Source organism: Rhizobium sp. A22-96 (assembly GCF_053521805.1).
Genome location: NZ_JBNWDQ010000002.1, coordinates 1,154,608 through 1,171,282, shown reverse-complemented (window position 1 = coordinate 1,171,282; position 16,675 = coordinate 1,154,608). Strand labels below are relative to the sequence as shown.

The following is a 16,675-nucleotide window of genomic DNA, read 5'->3' as shown; positions in this document are numbered from 1 at the left end:
GCAGCATGTCGTCCGCCAGCACTACTGCAGGGTCGCCCCCACGCGCGGCCGGCCCTGCCGCGCCACCAGCGGTGGATCATATCGAGACCAAAAAGCTCATCGCCTTTCTGGCGATGGTGCTCGGCATGTTCATGTCGATCCTCGACATTCAGATCGTGTCTGCCTCGCTCAGCGAAATCCAGGCTGGCCTCAGCGCCGGCTCGGATGAAATCGGCTGGGTGCAGACGGCCTATCTGATTGCCGAAGTCATCATGATCCCGCTGTCGGGAACGCTGGCGCGCATCATTTCCACGCGCTACCTGTTCGCGATCTCGGCCGCCGGCTTCACCGCAGCGAGCGCGCTTGCCGCGACCGCCACCAACATCGACCAGATGATCATCTACCGTGCGCTGCAAGGCTTTATCGGCGGCGGCATGATCCCCTCGGTCTTCGCGGCGGCGTTCACCATCTTCCCGCCATCGAAGCGCAACGTCGTCTCGCCGATCATCGGCCTGATCGCGACGCTGGCGCCGACCATCGGCCCGACGGTTGGCGGCTATCTCTCCAATGCCTTTTCCTGGCACTGGCTGTTCCTCGTCAATATTCCGCCGGGTATCATCGTTGCGATCGTCACCTGGAATTTCATCGATTTCGACAAGCCCGAACTGTCGCTGATGAAGAAATTCGACTGGTGGGGCCTGGTTTCCATGGGTGTCTTCCTTGGCGCTTTGGAATATGTGCTTGAGGAAGGCAACACCAACGACTGGTTCAACGACAATTACATCGTCGCAGGCGCCATCGCCTCGGCCATCGGTGCGGTCATCTTCTTCTATCGAGCCTTCACGGCCGAGTTCCCGGTGGTGGATCTGAAGGCGTTCACCAACAAGAACTTCTCCTTCGGGTCAGTCTTCTCCTTCGTCATGGGCATCGGTCTCTACGGCCTGACCTATATCTACCCGCTCTATCTTGCCCGTATCCGCGGTTACGATTCGCTGCAGATCGGCGAAACGATGTTCGTTTCGGGCCTGACCATGTTCTTCACGGCGCCGCTTGCCGGCTTCCTGTCGAGCAAGATCGACCTGCGCATCCTGATGATCATCGGCTTCACCAGCTTCTCGGCCGGCACCTACATCATGATGCATCTGACGACGGATTGGGATTTCTGGGAACTGATGATCCCGCAAATCTTGCGTGGGTTCGGGCTGATGCTCTGCATGGTGCCGATCAACAATATCGCGCTTGGAACCATGCCGCCCGCCCGCATGCGCGGTGCGTCCGGCCTGTTCAACCTGACGCGTAACCTCGGCGGCGCTGTTGGCCTTGCTATCATCAACACGCTGCTGACGAACCGGCAGGACCAGCACTACTTCAACCTGCGTGACAATATTCATTGGGGCAATCAGATTGCCGTCGATCAGCTGAACAACATGGCTGCCAGCTTTACCGCCTCCGGGTTGAACGGACAGCAGGCTGCGCTGAGGCAGATGGTCAACATGGCAACGCAACAGGCTGTGGTCATGTCCTTCAGCGACATCTTCCTGATGCTTACCATCCTGTTCCTGGCGATGATCCTCGGGGTGCTCATGCTGAGCAAGCCGAATGCACCAGGCGGCGGTGGAGGTGGCGGAGGCCATTGATCTCACGCCACGCCGGTATCGATAGAAGGCCCCTCGAAGCGAGGGGCCTTTTTCGTTTCGGGAGGAAAAATCGGCAGGAAAATCGGGCGGCCGAAAATTTCTGATTTACGTACATCAGAAATCGCAGTAAGGATCTCGGCAGGAGGAGCTGATGAGACCGACTGTTCATGATATCGCCGCTGCCGCAGGCGTGAGCCTTGCCACCGTCGACCGCGTGTTAAACCAGCGGCCGGGCGTGCGGTTGGTGACGCGGGAAAAGGTGGAAGCCGCGATCAACGAGATCGGCTACATCCGCGATGTCGCCGCCGCCAATCTGGCCAAGGGCCGCGTCTATCCCATCGTCTTCATCCTGCCGACAGGCGACAATTCCTTCATGCACGGACTTCGCTCCGAGGTGCATCAGGCGACATTGCGCTCAAGCTTCGAGCGCACCGAAATCCGCATTCTGGAGGTGCCGCCTTTTGATGTGTCGGCACTGGTTGCCGCACTCGATGCGCTGCAAGGACAGGATCTCGCGGGCGTTGCGCTTGTGGCAACAGACGCACCGGAGGTGCGGGCCGCCGTCGACCGCCTCGTATCCGAGCGAATTCCTGTGGTTACCCTGGTCTCCGACCTCACCGATTCCACTCGGCATCATTATGCCGGTATCGACAATATCGCTGCGGGGCGGACCGCCGCCCGCCTGCTCGGCCGGTTTCTCGGTGGGCAGGAGGGCGATATCACCGTTCTAGCCGGCTCGATGCTGGTGCGCGACCATCGCGAGCGCCTCGAAGGATTTTCAGCCGTCATGGCGGCGGAGTTTCCCAAGCTACGATTGCTGCCTGTGCTCGAGGGACGCGATGATCCTGGGCGTGCCAGGTCGCTCGTTTCCAAGGCGCTTTCCGGCAGCACAAAGATCATCGGCGTCTACAGCCTCGGCGCCGGCAACCGGGGCCTGATTGCTGCCGTAAAGGCCGTTCGGCCCGAGCGCGAGCTGACCGTCGTCGTGCATGAGTTGACGCAGCATACGCGCGCCGCGCTGATGGATGGCACGATCGACGCCGTTCTTAACCAGGATGCCGGCCACGAAATACGCAGCGCCATCCGTGTGATGAAGGCGAAGGCCGATGGTCAGGGCGTCATCGCCGACCAGGAGCGCATACGTCTCGACATTTTCTTGAAGGATAATCTGCCCTGATCATTCGAAAGTGGCAGAACACAGGGAGTAGCATCTGATGTATTTGGGTCTCGATCTCGGAACGTCCGGCGTCAAAGCGATGCTGATCGACGGCAATCAGAAGATCATCGGTTCCGCCCATGGCGATCTCGATGTATCGCGTCCGCATCCCGGCTGGTCGGAGCAGGATCCGGCGCACTGGGTCCGCGCGACCGAGGAAGCGGTTGCCGGGCTGAAGGCGGCGCATCCGAAGGAGCTGGCGGCGGTGCGCGGCATCGGCCTTTCCGGCCAGATGCATGGGGCGACATTGCTCGATGCCGATGACAAGGTGCTGCGGCCCTGCATCCTCTGGAACGATACGCGCAGCTATCATGAGGCTGCAGCGCTTGACGCCGATCCGCGCTTCCGCGCGCTGACCGGCAATATCGTCTTCCCCGGCTTCACCGCGCCCAAGCTCGCCTGGGTCGCCAAGCATGAGCCCGATGTCTTCGCCAGAGTGCGCTGGGTGCTTTTGCCCAAGGACTATCTGCGCCTGTGGCTGACCGGCGAACACATGTCGGAAATGTCCGATTCCGCCGGCACCTCCTGGCTCGACACCGGCAAGCGCAAATGGTCTTCCGAGCTGCTGGCCGCGACCAATCTCGATGAAAAGCAGATGCCGACGCTGGTCGAAGGCACGGAAGCTGCCGGCAAGTTGCGTGGTGAGCTGGCCTCGAAATGGGGTATCGGCGGCGATGTCGTCGTTGCCGGCGGGGCAGGGGACAATGCAGCCTCGGCCTGCGGCATGGGCACGGTGAGCCATGGCGCCGCCTTCGTTTCGCTCGGAACGTCAGGCGTGCTCTTTGCTGCCAACGGCTCCTACCTGCCGAAGCCGGAGAGCGCCGTGCATGCCTTCTGCCATGCGCTGCCGAATACCTGGCACCAGATGGGCGTCATTCTGTCGGCGACCGATGCGCTGAACTGGCATTCGGGCGTGACAGGCAAATCCGCCGCCGACCTCACCGGCGAGCTGGGCGAGACGCTGAAAGCGCCTTCCAGCGTTACCTTCCTCCCCTATCTCTCAGGCGAGCGCACGCCGCACAATGACGCGACGATCCGCGGTGCCTTCATCGGCCTTGGTCATGAAAGCGGCCGCGCAGTGCTGACGCAGGCCGTGCTCGAAGGCGTATCCTTCGCCATCCGCGACAATCTCGAAGCGCTGCGCTCCGCCGGCACCGACATTGCCCGCGTCACCGCCATCGGCGGCGGCTCGCGCTCGCGCTACTGGCTGGCCTCGATCGCCACGGCGCTCGGCGTGCCTGTGGATCTGCCGGCGGACGGCGATTTCGGTGCTGCCTTCGGCGCTGCGCGTCTCGGCCTGATCGCGGCCACCGGCGCTGATCCGGTTGCGGTCTGCACGCCGCCACAGACGGCCGGGACGATTGAGCCGGTCGCGGCGCTGACGGATGCCTATACGGATGCCTACAAGCGCTATCGGGCGCTTTATCCGGCGATCAAGCCGTTGTCGGCGCATTGAAATACTGTGGCTTAAAGCCCCTCATCCGCCCTGTCGGGCATCTTCTCCCCGTTCTGACGGGGAGAAGGGGATAGACGCACCATCACCGTCCCTCCGTCTCTGATTTGGGCGAGGGTACAGAAGTCGTCCCCTCTCCCCGCTTGCGGGGAGAGGGCTAGGGTGAGGGGCAAAGCTACACGGCACGAACACGAATACCGAAATACCAAAACCCAAGGAGACAGACTATGAGCACCGGATTTTTCGGCGATATCAGCAAGGTAAAATACGAAGGCCCCGACAGCACCAATCCACTGGCCTTCCGCCACTACAACAAGGACGAGGTTGTTGCCGGCAAGCGCATGGAAGACCATCTTCGCTTTGCCGTCGCCTATTGGCATACCTTCACCTGGCCGGGCGGCGACCCCTTTGGCGGCCAGACTTTCCTTCGCCCCTGGTTCAACGAGACGATGGAAGCCGCCAAGCTAAAGGCTGACGTCGCGTTCGAATTCTTCACGCTGCTCGGCTCGCCCTACTACTGCTTCCACGATGCTGACGTGCGTCCGGAAGGCAAGAACTTTGCCGAGAACACCAGGAACCTCAACGAGATCGTCGATTACTTCGCCCAGAAGCAGGCCGAAACCGGCGTCAAGCTGCTGTGGGGCACGGCGAACCTCTTCTCGAACCGCCGCTTCATGTCGGGCGCTTCCACCAACCCGGATCCGGACGTCTTCGCCTTCTCGGCTGCGACCGTGAAGACCTGCATGGACGCGACCCACAAGCTCGGCGGCGAGAACTACGTGCTTTGGGGCGGCCGCGAAGGCTATGAAACCTTGCTCAACACCGACCTGACGCGTGAACTGGACCAGATGGGCCGCTTCCTCAACCTCGTGGTCGAGTACAAGCACAAGATCGGCTTCAAGGGCACGATCCTGATCGAGCCGAAGCCGCAGGAGCCGACCAAGCACCAGTATGACTACGACGTCGCGACCGTCTATGGCTTCCTGAAGAAGAACGGCCTCGAAAACGAAGTGAAGGTCAATATCGAGCAGGGCCATGCGATCCTCGCCGGCCACTCCTTCGAGCACGAACTGGCGCTGGCCAACACGCTCGGCATCTTCGGCTCGATCGACATGAACCGCAACGACTACCAGTCCGGCTGGGATACCGACCAGTTCCCGAACAATGTTCCGGAAATGACGCTGGCCTACTACCAGGTTCTGGCAGGCGGCGGCTTCAAGAACGGCGGTACCAACTTCGATTCGAAGCTGCGTCGTCAGTCGCTTGATCCGGCAGACCTGCTGATCGGTCATATCGGCGGCATGGATTGCTGCGCCCGTGGCCTGAAGGCTGCTGCCAAGATGATCGAAGACAAGGCGCTGTCGCAGCCGCTCGCCGACCGCTACGCCGGTTGGGATTCGGCCGAAGGACAGAAGCTGCTTCGCGGCGAATATTCACTCGATCAGATCGCGCAGTGGGTCGAGGCCAAGGATATCAATCCGCAGCCGAAGTCCGGCAAGCAGGAACTGCTTGAGAACATCGTCAATCGTTACGTTTGATCGATGACATCCGGGAGGCGGCTATTCGTCGCCTCTCGGACTACCGCCTGAACGCGCGGCTGGAAATAGCGATGGGATTTCCCGAGGGGTCCTTGGCATTGGCGAATACATAGCCGTCGGCCTGATGCAGAGGGCCGAATTCCAGTCCATCGCCCGCGCATTTGGCGCGGAATGCATCGACATTTTCGACGTCGAAGACCAGTTTCACCAGCACCTGGCCCATCTTCTGGGCCTTTCCTGCCTGATGGATCATCAGATTGGCGCCGCCATCCGATGCCAAAAGTTCGACAATCCGATCACCCTCCTGCCGGAGTGGCTTGAAGCCAAAATGTCTCTCGTAGAAATCGATCGTCGCTTCCACATCGCGGACATAGAGGGTGATCCTGCCGAGCGGCATGGCTGCGCCTCCCTATCGCCTGATACGCGACGGCGCCGAGACGGAGTTGCGCACCACCAGATCCGGCAACAGCAGGATTTCCGTCTCCGTCGGCTGACCGTCCGAGAGGAGTTCGAGCAGCAGCGCCATGGCATGCTTGCCGATGGCGGTGCGCGGCTGGCGGATCGTCGTCAGCGATGGTGTCATGAAGACGGCTTGCGGCACGTCGTCGAAGCCGGTCACCGAAAAGTCCCCCGGAATGTCGTAGCCGCGTGTCTTCAGGCCGATCATCACGCCGATTGCGGTCTGATCGTTGACGCACATGAAGGCTGTCGGCAGCGTGTCGCGCATGAAAAGCTGCTCGACGGCCAGCCGCCCGCTCTCGATGGTGCCGTCGCCGTCGAGAACGATGCGGAGATCCTCGCCGATTTCGGCGGCATCCATCCCGGCCTCGTAACCCATGCGCCGCCGGCTATAGGCAAGGCGGGTGCGGGAATCACCGATAAACGCGATCTTGCGATGGCCTTCGGCGATCAGCAGGTCGACAGCCTTGCGCGCACCGGCGATATCGTCGACGCCGACATAGGGAATACCGCCATTGAACACCGGCTCGAAGACGCCGACGCTCGGCGGCAAGCGCGCCGTCATCGTCTGGTGTCCGAAAGGCAATATGCCGGTGAACAGGATCAATCCCGCCGCTTGGTTGGAATTCAGGAATTTCAGATATTCCAGCCCGCGCTGGGCATCGTTCTGTGTGTGACCGATGAGGATGCCATAGCCATGCGCGCGTGCTTCGTTCTCCAGGCCGATGAGGATATTGGAGAAATTGGGGTCGCCAATGTCGGGCGCGACCACGAGAATCATGTTGGAACGGCCGAGCCTGAGGCTGCGTGCCATGGCATTGGTCGTGTAGCCGGTGACGGCAATTGCCTGATTGACCTTCAGCCGCGTCGAATTGGCGACCTTCTCCGGCATGTGGATTGCCCGGGAGACCGTTGCGATCGAAACATTGGCAATTCGGGCGACGTCTTCGATGGTTGCGGGCGTGGAATTCGACACTGCGCTCTGCCTTGGGTCTCGTCTCGCACCGGACACTACACAGACTTCCGTGCAGGTCAAAGGCGACCGCGAAGAATTGTGCAATATCCAACGATGTAAACCTTTACACGTTATATGTAAAGGTTTACACAGCAAGGAAAGCGGGTGGAGCCGCAAGGGAGGAAGCAATGAATTCGGAGGCCGTCGACGGTGCCGTTGTGCTGTCAGCGAAGCGAATCTGTAAGTCCTTCAATGGCGTGCAGGTTCTGTTCAGCGTCAACTTCGATCTCCGGGCCGGCGAAATCCATGCATTGATGGGCGAAAACGGCGCCGGCAAGTCGACGCTCGTCAAGGTTCTTTCCGGTTTCGAGCAGCCCAGTTCCGGCGAAATCCTGCTTGACGGCAAGCCGGTGAAGCTGCCGCCGAATGGCGCCGCCGAGGCGCTCGGCATCGTCATTATCCACCAGGAATTCAATCTTGCCGAACATCTGACCGTGACCGAGAGCTTGTTTCTGGGCCGCGAAGTCACGCATTTCGGCGTGCTCGACCGCAAGCACATGCGGGCGGAGACGCGGCGCGTGCTCGATCTACTCGGGTCGCATGTCGATGAGAACGCGATGATCAGCACGCTTTCCGTCGCCGACAAGCAGATGGTCGAGATTGCCAAGGCGATCAGCCGTGATGCGCGGATCGTCTTCATGGACGAGCCGACGGCCGTGCTCTCGCGTGAGGAAACCAACTTTCTGTTCAAGCAGGTACGCAAGCTGCGCGACCAGGGCACGAGCTTCGTGTTCGTGTCGCACAAGCTCGATGAAGTCATGGAGCTGACGGACCGGGTGACGGTCCTGCGCGATGGCCAGTGGGTGAAGACGTCGCCGACCTCCATGCTCGACGGCGAATCCATCGCGCAATTGATGGTCGGGCGCGAGCTCTCCAGCCTCTACCCGGCCAAGAACGAGCCCGATGTCGACGAGAAGGTCGTGCTCGCGGTGAACTCCATCTCGACTGGCTATGTCCGCGATGCGAGCTTCGAGCTGCGCAAGGGCGAAATACTCGGCTTTTCCGGCATGATCGGCTCCGGCCGCACCGAGCTGATGGAGGCGATCGTCGGCCTGCGCTCCCGAAATGCCGGTGAGGTCGTCGCCAACGGACAATCCGTACCGGCGCATGACGTGCATGCTGCGATCGATGCCGGCCTTGCCTATATGACCAAGGACCGCAAGTCCAAGGGCCTGCTTCTGAACTCCGGCATGACGGCGAACCTTACGCTGCAGTCGCTCGATCGGCACGGCAGGTTCGGTTATCTCAGCGCCGCAAGCGAAGCTGATGCCTTGGCGCGAGCACGCCGCCGTTTCGATATCCGCGTTCGCGACGGAAACATCGTTGCCGGCCGCATGTCCGGTGGCAATCAGCAGAAGCTGCTGCTTGCAAAGGTTATGGAGACCGAGCCGCAGATCATCATCATCGACGAGCCGACCCGCGGCATCGATGTCGGCACGAAGCAGCAGATCTATCATTTCATCTCGGCGCTGGCGCGCGACGGGCATTCGATCATCGTCGTCTCTTCGGAGATGCCTGAGGTCATCGGGCTGTGCACGCGGGTGGCCGTGATGCGCGAGGGCCGGATCGTCGGCATGCTCGAAGGCGACGAAATCTCCGAACAGGAGATCATGCGTTATGCGGCGGGCCTGAAGAAAAAGACGGCTGCCTGAACGGGCGGCGAAGGCATAAGTGAATTCCCAAGCAATAATGGGACGGGAGGTTGGTTTTGGATATGAGCGTAGGCGAGGATAGCAGCGAGAAGACAGTCAGACGGGGCCGATCCTGGCGGGATGTCGATCTGCGGGCCGTGGCACCGTTTGCGGCGCTGGTGCTGCTCCTGATCGTCGGCGCGTTGGTCAATCCGAATTTCATCGGCATGACCAATCTTACCAATGTCGCCACCAGATGCGCCTTCATTGCGATCATCGCGGTGGGAGCAACCTTCGTCATCTCGGCGGGCGATCTCGATTTGTCCGTTGGCGCAATGGTCGCCTTCGTTGCGAGCCTGATGATACTGTTCATGAACTCGGGCGTCATCGCCGATCCGAGCCTGATGCTGGCGGCGGCTGTATTGTTCTCGGTTGTCGCGGGCGTCCTGTGCGGCCTGGCCAATGGCCTGATCACGACCATGGGCAAGATCGAACCTTTCATCGCAACGCTGGGCACGATGGGCGTCTACCGCGGCTTGACGACCTGGCTGTCGCAGGGCGGCGCGATCACCTTGCGCCCGGCGGATGTGCAGGCGCTCTACAAGCCCGTCTATTATGGTTCCGTGCTCGGCGTGCCGGTTCCGATCGTGGTCATTCTTGTCGTCACCTGCATCGCGGCCTTCATCCTTTATCGCACGCGTTACGGCCGGCATGTCATCGCCGTCGGCTCCAATCGTGATGTTGCGCGCTATTCCGGCGTGGCGGTCAATCGCGTCCGCACCGTCGCCTTCGTCATCCAGGGCCTGTGTGTGGCGATTGCCGTGCTTCTCTACGTGCCGCGCCTTGGATCCACATCGGCAACGACGGGCATTCTCTGGGAGCTGCAGGCGATTACCGCCGTGGTCGTCGGCGGAACGGCGCTGAAGGGCGGCGCGGGCAGGGTATGGGGCACGATCTGCGGCGCCTTCATCCTCGAGCTCGTCGGCAACATCATGCTGCTTTCCAATTTCATTAGCGAGTATCTGCTGAGTGCCATCCAGGGCGCGATCATCATCATCGCCATGCTGGTCCAGCGGTCGCTTGCACGCAAATCATGAATAAACCGGGTCAGGGGGCGCCCGGTTCTTATGACAAGGCCCTGTCTCTATCTGGGAGGATAAACATGCGTAAAAGACTATTGGGACTGGCGGTGGTGATGGCGGCTTTGGCCGGCACGGTACATGCCGCAGACAAGAAAGTGACGATCGGCGTCTCCATTCCGGCCGCCGACCATGGCTGGACCTCGGGCGTGGTGTTCCATGCCGAGCGTGTCGCCAAGCTCCTGATGGCGGAGCATCCGGGACTGACCGTCATCGTCAAGACGTCGCCTGACGCCGCCAGCCAGGCAAACGCCGTGCAGGACCTTGAGACCCAGGGCATCGACGCGCTCGTGATCCTGCCGTCTGACCCGGATCCGCTGGTCAACGCCATCAAGGAAGTCAAGGACAAGGGCAAGTTCGTGACGCTCGTCGACCGTGCGCCAAGTAACAACGACAATTCCGTCCGCGACCTCTACGTTGCCGGCAACAACCCGGCGCTCGGCCAGACGGCCGGCGAATATATCAAGAAGAACACGCCGGACGCGCAGGTCGTCATTATCCGTGGCCTGCCGATCCCGATCGACCAGCAGCGTCAGGACGGTTTCGACAAGGGTATTGCCGGCTCGAACGTCAAGGTTCTCGACCGCCAGTACGGCAACTGGAACCGCGACGATGCCTTCAAGGTCATGCAGGACTACCTGACGAAGTTCCCGAAGATCGACGTCGTGTGGTGCCAGGATGACGACATGGCTGTCGGCGTGCTGCAGGCGATCGAACAGGCAAAGCGCACAGACATCAAGTATGTCATCGCCGGCGCCGGCTCGAAGGACATGATCAAGAAGGTCATGGACGGCGACAAGCTGATCCCGGTCGACGTGCTTTACCCGCCGGCAATGGTTGGCACGGCCATGGCTCTGACCGCTGCCAACTTCTACGACCAGGTTCCGGTTCGCGGCAATTACATCCTCGATGCGACGCTCGTCACCAAGGACAATGCCAAGGACTTCTACTTCGCCGATTCACCGTTCTGATCGGTTGATCTGAACAGATGCGCCCGCCGGTTCCGGCGGGCGTTTTTTATGCAGATGCCCTGTCATTTCGCATCGAGTGGAAATTTTTGCGGCACGTACCTCTTGCCGTCGACAGCGTGCCGTGTTTAGGTCACGGGGCATTCGACTTTCAGCCAAACGCCCCTATAGTTTTTCGAGGTTATGGTGTCCCAACCGCCTCACATAAGGGTCCGCAAGGCATCGGAAACGTTTACAGAGCGTGATTAGGGAGGAATTACTGATGAAGACGATCAAGGGCCCCGGCCTGTTTCTCGGCCAGTTCGCAGGCGATGCAGCACCGTTCAACTCGTGGGATTCTATCACGAAGTGGGCAGCTGATGCCGGCTATGTCGGCGTGCAGGTTCCGACCTGGGCAAGCCAGCTCATCGACCTGAAGAAGGCGGCCAGCTCCAAGGATTATTGCGACGAGTTCGCGGGCGTTGCCCGCTCGAACGGCGTCGAAGTAACAGAACTTTCAACCCACCTGCAAGGCCAGCTCGTTGCCGTTCATCCGGCCTATGACGAAGCCTTTGACGGTTTTGCGGCACCGGAAGTGCGAGGGAATCCGAAGGCACGGCAGGAATGGGCTGTCGAGCAGGTGAAGATGGCGCTGACCGCCTCTAAGCATCTCGGCATCAAGGCGCATGCGACCTTCTCCGGCGCGCTTGCCTGGCCCTTCATCTATCCGTGGCCGCAGCGCCCGGCCGGTCTCGTCGAGACCGCCTTCGACGAGCTTGCCCGCCGCTGGACGCCGATCCTCAACCATGCAGATGAAAACGGCGTCGACGTTTGCTACGAAATCCATCCGGGCGAAGACCTGCATGACGGCATCACTTTCGAGATGTTCCTGGAGCGCGTGAAGAACCATCCGCGCGCCAACATGCTCTATGACCCCTCGCACTACGTCTTGCAGTGCCTCGATTATCTCGACAACATCGACATCTACAAGGACCGGATCAAGATGTTCCACGTCAAGGACGCGGAATTCAACCCGACCGGCCGACAAGGCGTCTATGGCGGCTATCAGGGCTGGGTCGAGCGTGCCGGCCGCTTCCGTTCGCTGGGCGACGGTCAGGTCGATTTCGGCGCCGTGTTCTCGAAGATGACGGCGAACAATTTCGATGGCTGGGCCGTGGTCGAATGGGAATGCGCGCTGAAGCATCCCGAAGACGGCGCACGCGAAGGCGCCGAATTCGTCAAGGCGCACATCATCCGCGTGACGGAAAAGGCCTTCGACGATTTCGCCGGCAGCGGCACGGATCAGGCGGCCAATCGGCGCATGCTGGGGCTGTAATCCAAAGCCTTCTCCCCGCAGGTGCGGGGAGAAGGTAGAGGCCACCCTCGTCCTTCGAGGCTTCACTCCCTCGCAGAGCTCAGGAGGCTCCGCACCTCAGGATGAGGGCGGAGCGGGCTTTTGCGAAACTCCACAAAGGCCATCTTCGGCATTGGTAGGTAGAGGGTAGTGGTGCTGGCGCAGAAGATCAGCCTCACCCTGAGGTGGCCCGTAGGGCCCTCGAAGGGCGAGGCGGGTGGCTTGAAACGGCAAGCATCAGGAATTTGAATTTTAATTTATTCAGGAGGACCCTTATGGCAATCGAAGGATCATCGGAACAGACGCGGGAGCCGCGCATTCGGCTTGGCATGGTGGGCGGCGGCGCTGGCGCCTTCATCGGCGCGGTGCATCGTATCGCCGCGCGCATTGACGACCAGTTTGATCTCGTCGCCGGCGCGCTTTCTTCCTCGCCGGAGCGGGCCATCGCTTCTGGGCGCGATCTCGGCCTCGACCCCACGCGCACCTATTCCAGCTACCGTGACATGGCGATCCGCGAAGCCAAGCTGAAGAACGGCATCGAGGCTGTCTCGATCGTGACGCCGAACCATGTGCACTATGATGCTGCCAAGGAATTCTTGAGACGCGGCATCCATGTCATTTGCGACAAGCCGCTGACCTCCAATCTTGCCGATGCCAAGAAGCTGAAGAAGGTGGCAGATGAGAGCGGTGCGCTCTTCATTCTCACCCACAATTACACCGGCTATCCGATGATCCGCCAGGCGCGCGAAATGATCGCCAATGGCGAACTCGGCGATATCCGCATCGTGCAGGCGGAATATCCGCAGGACTGGCTGACGGAGAATATCGAGCAGTCCGGCCAGAAGCAGGCCGCATGGCGCACCGACCCGTCACAATCCGGTGCTGGCGGCTCCACAGGCGATATCGGCACGCATGCCTATAATCTCGCCTCCTTCGTTACCGGCCTGGAACTCGACAGCCTCGCTGCCGATCTCGACAGCTTCGTCGAAGGACGTCGCCTGGACGATAACGCCCATGTGATGCTGCGCTTCAAGGCCAGGGGTTCGGAAAAGCCGGCCAAGGGCATGCTCTGGTGCAGCCAGGTGGCGCCGGGCCACGAGAACGGCCTGAAGCTCCGGGTCTATGGCACCAAGGGCGGTATCGAGTGGACGCAGGCCGATCCGAACTATCTGTGGTACACGCCGTTCGGCGAGCAGAAGCGGTTGATTACCCGCAATGGCGCCGGCTCAGGCGCTGCAGCGGCCCGCGTCTCGCGCATCCCGTCGGGCCATCCGGAAGGCTATCTGGAAGCTTTTGCTACGATCTACACCGAGGCTGCGCGCGCCATCAATGCCCGCAAGAAGGGCGTTGCGGTCGATCCGGCCGTGATCTATCCGACGGTTGATGACGGTGTGAAGGGTGTTGCCTTCGTCGACGCTTGCGTTGCTTCTTCGAAGCGCAACGGCGCCTGGATCAAGCTATAGGTTCGATTTTGTTCGAGGCGGCGAAGGCCGCCTCGAATTCGCTAGGGTTGTTGCCGGTCAGGCGGCGAGTCCCTGCTTGCGCTTCGTTAGTGCGTCGATACCAAGCGGGCCGCTGCCGGCCGCGACGAGAAACAGGAAGATGAAGCAGAAGAGGATGGCAGAGACGCCGCCGTTCTGTGCGGGATAAAAACTCTTCGGTGCGTGGGCCAGGAAATAGGCAAAGGCCATGAGGCCTGACAGGACGAAGGAAGCGATCCGCGTCTGGAAGCCGATCAGGACGAGGAAGCCAAGTGTAAGCTCGAGCAGTCCGGCGATCCATGAGAGTGATCCGACGGCCGGAACAGTCTCGGCGGCTGGAAAATGCAGCACCTTTTGCGTTCCATAGCTGAACAGCACCAGCGACGCGACGATGCGCAAGAGGCTCAGCAGATAGGGGTGGAGAGAGTGGAGCGCAGGGAGCATTTGTATCCTTTCACTGTCAAGTTTGAACACTACCCTCAATTGATCCGCAATAAAAAGACAAGTCACGACTGTTGACATTGATGTTATCGAACTATCCGCAAAGGCTCTGCGATTGCCTGCGGAATCCTCCGCAAAACCGGTAGCCGGCTCTGTTTTCCAGTGGCTGCAACGTTGCAGCTCTGTCATATCGGCACTGTACTTTGTCACGCGGCTTGGCTAAACCGCAGCCAACGAAGCCATAACAGACGGGATTTTCATCATGATCGATCCGAAGCTTCTTGCTGATCGCTTCCCCGGCGATTTTACCTTCGGCGTTGCCACCGCCGCCTTCCAGATCGAAGGCGCCACCAAGGCGGATGGCCGCAAGCCCTCGATATGGGATGCCTTCGCCAACATGCCCGGCCGCGTCTTTCAGCGCCAGAATGGCGATGTTGCCTGCGACCACTATAACCGGCTTGAGCAGGATCTCGATCTGATCAAGGACATGGGCGTCGAAGCCTATCGCTTCTCGATCGCCTGGCCGCGCATCATTCCCGATGGCACCGGTCCTGTGAACGAAGCTGGCCTTGATTTCTACGATCGTCTTGTCGACGGCTGCAAGGCGCGCGGAATCAAGACCTTCGCGACACTCTATCACTGGGATCTACCGCTGACGCTTGCCGGCGATGGTGGCTGGACGGCGCGCTCGACCGCGCATGCCTTCCAGCGCTATGCCAAGACCGTGATGTCGCGCCTCGGCGATCGTCTCGATTCCGTTGCCACCTTCAACGAGCCGTGGTGCATCGTCTGGCTGAGCCATCTCTACGGCGTCCATGCGCCGGGCGAACGCAACATGCAAGCGGCGCTCTACGCCATGCACTATATGAACCTTGCTCATGGTCTCGGCGTCGAGGCGATCCGCTCCGTTGCGCCGAAAGTGCCCGTCGGCATCGTGCTGAATGCTGCTTCGGTCCTGCCGGGCTCGGATCGCCCGGAAGATGCCGCTGCCGTCGAGCGCGCGCATCAGTTCCACAATGGCGCCTTCTTCGATCCGATCTTCAAGGGGGAGTATCCGAGGGAGTTTGTCGAGGCGCTTGGCGACCGCATGCCTGTCATCGAGGATGGCGATCTCAAGACCATCAACCAGAAGCTCGATTGGTGGGGTCTGAACTATTACATGCCGATGCGCGTCTCCGATGACGCCTCGAAGAGCGGCGATTTTCCCTGGACAAAGGAAGCGCCGCCGGTCAGCGACGTAAAGACCGATATCGGCTGGGAAATCTATGCGCCGGGCCTGAAGCACGTTGTCGAAGATCTCAACAAGCGCTACGAGCTGCCGGAATGCTACATCACCGAGAACGGTGCCTGCTACAACATGGGCGTGGTCAACGGCGAGGTTGATGACCAGCCGCGCCTGGATTACTACATCGAGCATCTTGGCATCGTCGCCGACCTGATCAAGGATGGCTATCCGATGCGCGGCTATTTCGCCTGGAGCCTAATGGACAATTTTGAATGGGCCGAAGGCTATCGCATGCGCTTCGGCCTCGTACATGTCGACTACGAGACGCAGGTCCGCACGGTCAAGAAGAGCGGCAAGTGGTATCGAGAGCTGGCCGCTCAGTTTCCGAAGGGCAACCACAAGGCGGATTAATACGGTTTTACCCCCCCCCCCGAGGGGAGGTCGCGCGGAACGCGCGGGTGGGGATAATCTTCGGCGTCCGTAATGGTCACCCTACCCCGGACCTTTGGTCCGACCCTCCCCCTCAAGGGGAGGGTGGCTATCGCCCGAATCGATCGCGGCTGTTAGGCTTCGTTCATGTTTTCGCGCCCACTTTTCCTTTATGCACTGTGCGGCAGCCAGAGGCAGGCTTCGACCAGCCGCCGGCTGCTGGAAGCCCTAAGGCAGGTCTGTCCGGAGGGCATCACTATCGAGATCTGCGATCTGATCGGCGACCTGCCAATCTTCAATCCGGATGACGAGGGTGAGAGGACGCCGACCATTGTCGAGCAATTTGCCGCGAGGATCGAGCGCGCCGATGGTTTGATCGTCTCCTGTCCCGAATATGCGCATGGCATACCGGGTGGCTTCAAGAATGCGCTGGACTGGTTGGTGTCACGCGACGAGGTGCCTTTCAAACCGCTCATGTTCGCGCATGCCTCGCATCGCGGCGACCTTGTGCTGGAGCAGCTTGCCGAGGTGCTGCAAACCATGTCGCTGCGCATCGTGGAGGCGGCCTTTTTGCGTGTACCGATTGCCGGCAAGAGCGATGAGGCGCAGGCGGCAATTCTCTCGGATGCGCGCGAAAGCGGCCTGTTGCAGGCTAGTCTCAGACGTTTCGCAGAGGCGATTTGCGCTGGGCCATAAATTTTGCCGGGGGCGGCAAATATACAACTCTTTCC

14 protein-coding genes are annotated in these 16,675 nt (G+C 60.6%); 11 read left to right on the top strand and 3 right to left on the bottom strand.

Features of this window, described 5'->3' with window-relative positions; translation table 11 throughout:
• Positions 1-5: 5 nt before the first annotated feature.
• The 4 genes from ACQZ6F_RS12125 to xylA all read left to right on the top strand — a co-directional run bounded on the left by ACQZ6F_RS12125 (position 6) and on the right by xylA (position 5,823).
• Positions 6-1,616: a DHA2 family efflux MFS transporter permease subunit gene (locus tag ACQZ6F_RS12125; RefSeq protein ID WP_077472557.1), complete on the top strand. Its 1,611-nt coding sequence runs from the start codon at positions 6-8 to the stop codon at positions 1,614-1,616.
• Between the two features lie 151 nt (positions 1,617-1,767).
• Complete coding sequence (locus ACQZ6F_RS12120; protein ID WP_449091675.1) at positions 1,768-2,793, top strand: LacI family DNA-binding transcriptional regulator; 1,026 nt, start codon at positions 1,768-1,770, stop codon at positions 2,791-2,793.
• A gap of 37 nt (positions 2,794-2,830) precedes the next feature.
• Positions 2,831-4,288 carry a xylulokinase gene (gene xylB, locus ACQZ6F_RS12115; RefSeq protein WP_449091676.1) on the top strand — a complete coding sequence of 486 codons (1,458 nt, stop codon included), beginning with the start codon at positions 2,831-2,833 and terminating at the stop codon, positions 4,286-4,288.
• Between the two features lie 224 nt (positions 4,289-4,512).
• Positions 4,513-5,823, top strand: a complete 1,311-nt coding sequence (xylA, locus tag ACQZ6F_RS12110; protein WP_449091677.1) for a xylose isomerase — start codon at positions 4,513-4,515, stop codon at positions 5,821-5,823.
• Between the two features lie 40 nt (positions 5,824-5,863).
• Here xylA and ACQZ6F_RS12105 read toward each other — a convergent pair whose 3' ends face one another.
• Together ACQZ6F_RS12105 and ACQZ6F_RS12100 are read right to left on the bottom strand one after the other, a co-directional pair.
• Positions 5,864-6,220, bottom strand: a complete 357-nt coding sequence (locus tag ACQZ6F_RS12105; protein WP_449091678.1) for a VOC family protein — start codon at positions 6,218-6,220, stop codon at positions 5,864-5,866.
• Positions 6,221-6,232: 12 nt separating this feature from the next.
• Positions 6,233-7,258 carry a LacI family DNA-binding transcriptional regulator gene (locus ACQZ6F_RS12100; RefSeq protein WP_077469394.1) on the bottom strand — a complete coding sequence of 342 codons (1,026 nt, stop codon included), beginning with the start codon at positions 7,256-7,258 and terminating at the stop codon, positions 6,233-6,235.
• A 167-nt stretch (positions 7,259-7,425) separates the two neighbouring features.
• Between ACQZ6F_RS12100 and ACQZ6F_RS12095 the strand changes: the two genes are divergently transcribed.
• The 5 genes from ACQZ6F_RS12095 to ACQZ6F_RS12075 all read left to right on the top strand — a co-directional run bounded on the left by ACQZ6F_RS12095 (position 7,426) and on the right by ACQZ6F_RS12075 (position 13,831).
• Positions 7,426-8,949 (top strand): sugar ABC transporter ATP-binding protein, encoded by a 1,524-nt coding sequence (locus tag ACQZ6F_RS12095; RefSeq protein ID WP_449091679.1) that lies wholly within the window; start codon positions 7,426-7,428, stop codon positions 8,947-8,949.
• Between the two features lie 62 nt (positions 8,950-9,011).
• Positions 9,012-10,025 carry an ABC transporter permease gene (locus ACQZ6F_RS12090; protein ID WP_068400503.1) on the top strand — a complete coding sequence of 338 codons (1,014 nt, stop codon included), beginning with the start codon at positions 9,012-9,014 and terminating at the stop codon, positions 10,023-10,025.
• 65 nt (positions 10,026-10,090) lie between these two features.
• Entirely contained in the window at positions 10,091-11,038 is a 948-nt protein-coding gene (locus ACQZ6F_RS12085) for a substrate-binding domain-containing protein (protein ID WP_449091680.1), read from the top strand.
• A gap of 259 nt (positions 11,039-11,297) precedes the next feature.
• Complete coding sequence (locus ACQZ6F_RS12080) at positions 11,298-12,350, top strand: sugar phosphate isomerase/epimerase family protein (RefSeq protein WP_449091681.1); 1,053 nt, start codon at positions 11,298-11,300, stop codon at positions 12,348-12,350.
• A gap of 293 nt (positions 12,351-12,643) precedes the next feature.
• The gene (locus tag ACQZ6F_RS12075; RefSeq protein WP_449091682.1) at positions 12,644-13,831 is read left to right on the top strand and encodes a Gfo/Idh/MocA family protein; all 1,188 of its coding nucleotides are present in this window, start codon (positions 12,644-12,646) and stop codon (positions 13,829-13,831) included.
• A 57-nt stretch (positions 13,832-13,888) separates the two neighbouring features.
• On the opposite strand, the gene ACQZ6F_RS12070 is transcribed toward ACQZ6F_RS12075, so the two are convergent.
• Positions 13,889-14,293: a DoxX family protein gene (locus tag ACQZ6F_RS12070; protein WP_449091683.1), complete on the bottom strand. Its 405-nt coding sequence runs from the start codon at positions 14,291-14,293 to the stop codon at positions 13,889-13,891.
• A gap of 259 nt (positions 14,294-14,552) precedes the next feature.
• Here ACQZ6F_RS12070 and ACQZ6F_RS12065 point away from each other — a divergent pair, with 259 nt between their 5' ends.
• Together ACQZ6F_RS12065 and ACQZ6F_RS12060 are read left to right on the top strand one after the other, a co-directional pair.
• Complete coding sequence (locus tag ACQZ6F_RS12065) at positions 14,553-15,926, top strand: GH1 family beta-glucosidase (RefSeq protein ID WP_449091684.1); 1,374 nt, start codon at positions 14,553-14,555, stop codon at positions 15,924-15,926.
• 165 nt (positions 15,927-16,091) lie between these two features.
• Positions 16,092-16,640, top strand: coding sequence for an NADPH-dependent FMN reductase (locus ACQZ6F_RS12060; RefSeq protein ID WP_449091685.1), 549 nt, complete (start codon positions 16,092-16,094; stop codon positions 16,638-16,640).
• Positions 16,641-16,675 lie beyond the last annotated feature (35 nt).